The 6,113-nt window shown below is 67.9% G+C and carries 6 protein-coding genes; 1 reads left to right on the top strand and 5 read right to left on the bottom strand.

What is annotated here, in order from left to right; all coding sequences use genetic code 11:
- Nucleotides 1–66 precede the first annotated feature (66 nt).
- The 4 genes from AC5Y3P_RS14745 to AC5Y3P_RS14730 all read right to left on the bottom strand — a co-directional run bounded on the left by AC5Y3P_RS14745 (nucleotide 67) and on the right by AC5Y3P_RS14730 (nucleotide 3,460).
- Entirely contained in the window at nucleotides 67–1,077 is a 1,011-nt protein-coding gene (locus AC5Y3P_RS14745; RefSeq protein WP_500046648.1) for a L,D-transpeptidase, read from the bottom strand.
- A gap of 148 nt (nucleotides 1,078–1,225) precedes the next feature.
- Entirely contained in the window at nucleotides 1,226–2,452 is a 1,227-nt protein-coding gene (locus AC5Y3P_RS14740; protein WP_500046647.1) for an MFS transporter, read from the bottom strand.
- Between the two features lie 106 nt (nucleotides 2,453–2,558).
- Nucleotides 2,559–2,846 (bottom strand): copper-sensing transcriptional repressor RicR, encoded by a 288-nt coding sequence (ricR, locus tag AC5Y3P_RS14735; protein WP_500046646.1) that lies wholly within the window; start codon nucleotides 2,844–2,846, stop codon nucleotides 2,559–2,561.
- Nucleotides 2,843–3,460, bottom strand: a complete 618-nt coding sequence (locus AC5Y3P_RS14730; protein WP_500046645.1) for a DUF305 domain-containing protein — start codon at nucleotides 3,458–3,460, stop codon at nucleotides 2,843–2,845. The genes ricR and AC5Y3P_RS14730 overlap by 4 nt, the downstream gene beginning before the upstream one ends.
- A 119-nt stretch (nucleotides 3,461–3,579) precedes the next feature.
- Between AC5Y3P_RS14730 and ilvD the strand changes: the two genes are divergently transcribed.
- A complete protein-coding gene (gene ilvD / locus AC5Y3P_RS14725) occupies nucleotides 3,580–5,283 on the top strand; it encodes a dihydroxy-acid dehydratase (protein ID WP_500046644.1) in 1,704 nt (567 codons plus the stop codon).
- Nucleotides 5,284–5,460: 177 nt separating this feature from the next.
- Here ilvD and AC5Y3P_RS14720 read toward each other — a convergent pair whose 3' ends face one another.
- Complete coding sequence (locus tag AC5Y3P_RS14720; RefSeq protein ID WP_500046643.1) at nucleotides 5,461–6,111, bottom strand: O-methyltransferase; 651 nt, start codon at nucleotides 6,109–6,111, stop codon at nucleotides 5,461–5,463.
- Nucleotides 6,112–6,113 lie beyond the last annotated feature (2 nt).

The following is a 6,113-nucleotide window of genomic DNA, read 5'->3' as shown; positions in this document are numbered from 1 at the left end:
CTAGCGCGAAAAGCCGGTTCGCCAACCCATTCGGGGATGGAGAACCGGCTTTCGGCGTATGGCGGGTTAGAACATCTGCCAATCGGACGCGCCGTCGGGCTGGTCGTACCAGCCGCCGCCGGTGTTCTTGATCACCACCGGGTCACCGCTGCCGAAGTTGTCGAAGAACCACTTGGCATTGGCCGGACTCAGGTTGATGCAGCCGTGGCTGACATTGCGTGTGCCTTGGTCGCCGGTGGACCACGGTGCGCTGTGCACGAAGATCCCGCTGTTGTCGAGCCGGACCGCATCCTTCACCTTGAGCTTGTAGCCCTCAGCCGAGTCCACCGGCACGCCGTAGGTCGAGGAGTCCATCACGATGTCGGCGAACTTCTCCAGCACGTAGTAGGTGCCGTTCTTGGTCTCGTACTTGCCTTGTCGGCCCATCGACACCGGGAAGGTCTTCTCCAACTTTCCGTTGCGCATGACTTCCATCTGCTTGGTGGTGTCATCGATGGTGGCCACCAGGTAGTCACCGGTGCGGAACGTCGACTTGGTACCGGCCGCGTCGATGGTCACCACGGTGTTGGCCGGCCAGAAGTCCTGCGGGCGCCAACGCACCTGAGAATCGGTGACCCAGTAGAACCGACCCGGCACGGGCGGGTTGGACGAGATGTGGATCGCGTCCTCGGCCAGCTTCCGGTTGGCGATCGGCACCGCAAAGTTGATGTAGATCGGCTTGGCCACACCCACCATCGATCCGTTCACCGGGTTGAAGCTCGGTGGCCGGAACGGCGGGGTGCCCTCAAACGGCAGTGGGTTCTGCCCGGCGGGGGTGCCTTCCGGCACCTCCCAGAGTCCGTAGTTGTTCACCGCTTCCGGTTCCGCGCCGGTTTCGGCGGCGCCCACTGCAGCCGGATCGGCCGGGGCCCCGGCGGGAGCAGCGGGCGCGTCGATCACCGGTTGTGGGTCCACGGGCGCCGGTTCGGGATCGGCGATCGCCGGAGCTGCCGTGAACAGCGCCGCCAACAGAGCGGCGGTGGCGGCGAGCGCCTGGGTGGTCCGCGTCGCCGCTCGGGGCGCAACGAGACTGGGCATCAAAACGTCCTCCATGCTCTTCTGTCCTGGTCCAAGTGTCGCACAACCAAAACACCAGCTACCGGTCTCGAGAACCAGGTCAGCGGCCGCGCGAGCGCGCCACCTGCTGGTTCCACTCCTGGGGAGATCGTGCTGACCACGACTTTTGTTACCGACCCCACACTGCGTCAGGTGCATCGAACAACCGTCGACTCCGGGCCACCCCCGCCGAGGCGACAATCACCAGCAAAGCCGATGCGCTGACCATCGCGGCAACTCCCACGGTCTGGTAGAGGTAGCCGCCGATCAGCGAACCCGCCATGATGCCGCCCTGGAAGGCCGCGACGTAGCGGCCCGAGGCCCGATCCGCGTCGTCGGCGCCGACCCGCATGGCGACCGATTGCAGCATGGGTGGCAGCGCCGTGGCCATCGCTCCCCACAGCACCACGGCAACGCCGCCGACGATCAGGGCGGTCGCTCCGACGTCGGGATCCATCGCCAAGGTGGCCAGCACGGCCAGCGCGATCGACAGCCCGCCCAGCCCGGCCAGCAGCGTGGCCTTGGGACGTCGGTCCAACGCCCCGGCCAACAGGGCCATCGCGGCCAGCCCGGCAACCCCGTAGCCGGCCAACAGCCAGGCCAGTCCGGCCCCGTGCATCCCCACCACATCCCGCAGGATCACCACGATGAACGTGTAGGAGATGAAGTGCGCGGTGACACCGACGACGGTGAGCCCGCACAGGATGTTGAGCCGACGGTCGCTTCCCCGCGCCGGCGCCCGCCTGCGCGTTGCGCCGCCGGGCACCGGCAACTGCGGCAGTCCCAGCCGGGCGGCCAGGGTGACCACGGCAGCCGCGCCGGCGATCACCCCGAACGCAGCCCGCCAGCCCCAAAGCTGACTCATGGCCGCGGTGAGCGGACTGCCGACCACCAACGCCAGCGCGGACCCGACGTACACCGCGGTGGTCGCACGGCCGGCGTGGCTCGGCGGCACCAACCGCACGCCGATCGGCGCCAGCACCGACCACATCAGGCCGTGGGTCAGCGCCGAGGTCACCCGCCCCGCGGCGAGCACCGCGAAGTCGTCGGCCACCGCCGAGACGGTTTGGGCGACGGTCAGCGTCACCAGGGTCAGCACCAGCACCCGTCGTCGCGACCAGTGCGCAGTCCAGCGCACCAGCGGCATCGTCATGACCGCGGCCACCAGGGCGTAGCTGGCCACCAGAGTGCCGACCAGGGCCTCGCTGACCGCGAGATCGCTCGCGATTGCGGGCAGTGCGCCGACCGGCGCCAACTCGGCAGTGACGTAGACGAAGGCCGCGGTCGACAGCACGGCCAGCTGCGCCGCCACCCGCGGCGTCCACGGGGCGGCACTGCGCAGCAGCTCGACGCTCATTTGCGTGCCACGGTATCGGCTCCGGGCCGCTGCGGCGGTTCAGCGCGCCCGACGGCGACGCCGGCTATCCACGCACCTCGTGTTGGTTGGAGCCGGACATCCGGTGCTAGGACCGCACCAACCGGGCAATCGCCGCCGACGCCTCGGCCAGCTTCTGTTCGGCCTGCTCACCGCCGTCGGCGATGGCGTGCGAGACGCAGTGACCCAGATGTTCGTCGAGCAGTCCCAGGGCCACCGACTGCAACGCCGAATTCACCGCACTGATCTGGGTGAGCACGTCGATGCAGTACTTGTCGTCCTCGATCATCTTGGCGATGCCGCGCACCTGCCCCTCGATCCGCCGCAGCCGACGGGTGTAGTTCTCCTTGTCCGACGAGTACCCGTGTTCGGTCATGGCGTGCCGCCGAGCATCTGGTTCATGGTGTCGATCTCGGCCTGCTGGGCCGCGACGATGTCCTGCGCCAACTTCTTGGCGTCGGCGTTGGCGCCGGTGTCGAGCTCGGTCTGGGCCATCTCGATGGCGCCCTCATGGTGCGCGATCATCGACTGCAACCACAGCGTGTCGAATTCCGGTCCGCTGAGCGTGCCGAGTTCGGCCATGGTCTGTTCATCGACCATGCCGCTCATCTCCGAGTGGTGATCGCCGTGGTCGTCGGTGTTGTCCTGCGGATTCTCGGTCCACTGCACCAGGAACGCCTTCATGGTGTCGATCTCGGGTTGTTGGGTTGCCGCGATCTGCTCGGCCAGTGCGATCAGCTCGGGGTTGGTCGAGCGGTCGGGCACCAAGGCCGTCAGTTCGATGGCCTGTTCGTGGTGCGGGATCATGTCGGTCATGAACGCGACGTCGGCGTCGTTGTAGCCGGCAGGTTCGCCGGTGACGACGGTGGTTTCCGGGCCGTGGCTGTGGTCGGTGTGACCGTCATGGGTGGTGCTGGTGTTGTCGGTACAGCCGGACAGGAACACGGCGGTGGACAGTGCGGCCAGGGCCGCGACGATGCGGAAGGTCATTCCACCACGGTACATCATACCCCTGAGGGGTATATGAGAATGCCGCACGATCGAGCGATCGGTCAACACAGGTTTGCCTAACCAGATACCGATTGGACAGGCCCGCGATACTGATTGCCATGAGCGAAACCTCGTCCGTGGACATGAAGCCCCGTAGCCGGGATGTCACCGACGGCCTGGAGAAGGCCGCCGCCCGCGGGATGCTCCGCGCGGTAGGCATGGGAGACGAGGACTGGGTCAAGCCGCAGATCGGCGTCGCGTCGTCCTGGAACGAGATCACGCCGTGCAACATGTCGCTGCAGCGACTGGCCCAGGAGGTCAAAGCCGGTGTGCACAAGGCCGGCGGCTACCCGCTGGAGTTCGGCACCATCTCGGTGTCCGACGGCATCTCGATGGGCCACGAGGGGATGCACTTCTCGCTGGTGAGCCGCGAGGTGATCGCCGACAGCGTTGAGACCGTGGTGCAGGCCGAGCGACTGGACGGCACCGTGCTGTTGGCCGGTTGCGACAAGTCGATCCCCGGCATGCTGATGGCGGCGGCCCGGCTGAACCTGGCTTCGGTGTTCTTCTACAACGGATCGATCATGCCGGGCATTGCCAAGCTGACCGACGGCACCGAGAAGGAAGTCACCATCATCGACGCCTTCGAGGCCGTTGGCGCCTGCGTGCGTGGGTTGATGTCGCGCGAGGACGTCGACATCATCGAGCGCGCCATCTGCCCGGGCGAGGGCGCCTGCGGCGGTATGTACACCGCCAACACCATGGCCTCGGCCGCCGAAGCACTGGGCATGTCGCTGCCGGGCAGCGCGTCGCCGGCCGCGATCGACAAGCGCCGCGAGGACTACGCCCGCCGCTCCGGCGAGGCCGTCGTCGAGATGCTGCGCCGCGGCATCACCGCGCGCGACATCCTCACCAAGGAAGCCTTCGAGAACGCGATCGCCGTCGTGATGGCGTTCGGCGGGTCCACCAACGCGGTGCTGCACCTGCTGGCGATCGCACGTGAGGCCGAGGTCGACCTGACCCTGGCCGACTTCACCCGGATCGGCAACAAGGTGCCGCACCTGGCTGACGTCAAGCCGTTCGGCCAGCATGTGATGAAGGACGTCGACGAGATCGGCGGCGTGCCCGTGGTGATGCGGGCCCTGCTGGACGCCGGGCTGCTGCACGGCGACTGCCTGACCGTGACCGGACAGACCATGGCCGAGAACCTGGCGCACATCGCGCCGCCGGACCCGGACGGCAAGGTGCTGCGCGCGCTCTCCGAGCCGATCCACCCCACCGGTGGCATCACGATCCTGCACGGCTCGCTGGCGCCCGAGGGCGCCGTAGTCAAGTCGGCCGGTTTCGACTCCGACGTGTTCGAAGGCACGGCAAGGGTTTTCGAGCGGGAAAGGGCTGCCCTCGACGCGCTGGAGGACGGCACCATCACGCACGGCGACGTCGTCGTGATCCGCTACGAGGGTCCCAAGGGCGGACCCGGTATGCGCGAAATGCTGGCCATCACGGGTGCGATCAAGGGCGCCGGGCTCGGCAAGGACGTGCTGCTGATGACCGACGGCCGGTTCTCCGGCGGGACCACCGGGCTGTGCGTGGGGCACATCGCGCCCGAGGCCGTCGACGGCGGACCGATCGCCTTCGTGCGCGACGGCGACCGGATCCGGCTGGACGTCGCGAACGGGACGCTGGACGTGCTGGTCGATGAGGGCGAGTTCGAAGCCCGCAAGGTCGGTTTCGCGCCGTTGCCGCCGCGCTACACCACCGGCGTGCTGGCCAAGTACACCAAGCTGGTCGGGTCGGCGGCCGTCGGCGCGGTCTGCACCTGAGGCGAGTCCGGCCAGACGGCCAGCCCGCGATGTGACCGATCACATTCCAAGCCGTTGAGTTAGACACCAAGTAGGCGTTTCGGCGGATTCCGGCTACCTAGCTTCCAACTGAACGAAAACGGGGTCAGCCGACCCTGCCCAACTTGGCGGCCTCCTCAGCCTCGTCCCTCGGCATCGTCAGCCCACCCTGGCAATCGCGAAGCCGTCCCACCCCTTGCCACCCACCGTCTGGATCGCCGCGGCGTCCAGGTCGGGATGCCGGCCCAGCAACTCGAGCATGTCGCGCACCGCGCGGGCCTGGTGATCCTCGGCGGTCGGCTCCAGAATTCGTCCGTCGCGCACCACGTTGTCCACCACGATGACGGTGCCGCGCCGCCCCAGGTCGACGGCCCACTGCAGGTAGGCGCTGTTGTTCTCCTTGTCCGCGTCGATGAACACGAAGTCGAAGTCACCGGTCAGCGACGGCAGCGTGTCCAGGGCCGCGCCCACGATGATCTGCACCCGATCGTCGACCCGGGCTCGACGCAGGTTCGCCTTGGCCACCTCGGCGTGCCGCTGCTCGTACTCGAGGGTGATCACGCTGCCCTCCGGACCGACCGCCCGGGCCAGCGCGATGGTGCTGTAGCCACCGAGGGTGCCGATTTCGAGCACCCGCCGCGCGCCCGCGATGCGCACCAGCAGCCCCAGGAAATGCGCGGCCTGCGCGGTCACCTCGATGGTCGGCAGACCGGCTGCCGCACTGTCGGCCAACGCAGCGTCGAGCACCGGATCAGCGGGCAGCACAATGCGATTCAACAGTTCGTCGACGGCCTGCGGGGTCGGGGTCATGG

The organism is Mycobacterium sp. NGS45 (genome assembly GCF_059812645.1).
Note: the sequence above shows the minus strand (reverse complement) of the source record. Positions and strands in the feature narration are given on the sequence as shown.